The organism is Cobetia sp. SIMBA_158 (genome assembly GCF_046566945.1).
Taxonomy (GTDB): Bacteria; Pseudomonadota; Gammaproteobacteria; order Pseudomonadales; family Halomonadaceae; genus Cobetia; species Cobetia amphilecti.
This window is the reverse complement of sequence record NZ_JAWJYL010000678.1, coordinates 1-256: the sequence shown is the minus strand read 5'-3', so window position 1 is coordinate 256 and position 256 is coordinate 1. Positions and strand designations below refer to the sequence as shown.

Here is a 256-nt window from a genome sequence, read left to right as displayed (position 1 = left end):
GTGTCGAATGCCGCGCAGGTGCAGCGCGCATGCACGCTGCTCGGCGAAGTGCAGGGCGTCGTGCGGGCCGGACGCAAGGCATGACGCGGCCGCACATGATCGCGCCCCGTCATTTTGCTGCAACCGCATAAATAGCTTGCCAAGGAAACGCTCGCCCCATATAATCTTAGCTTCACTAGGCTCGTAGCTCAGCTGGTTAGAGCACCACCTTGACATGGTGGGGGTCGTTGGTTCGAGTCCAATCGAGCCTACCAAC

Annotated in this window: 1 tRNA gene; it reads left to right on the top strand. The window is 60.2% G+C overall.

Annotation, left to right across the window (positions count from 1 at the left end):
• The first annotated feature begins 177 nt into the window (after window positions 1-177).
• A tRNA-Val gene (locus R2R70_RS21540) sits at window positions 178-254 on the top strand.
• Window positions 255-256: the final 2 nt, after the last annotated feature.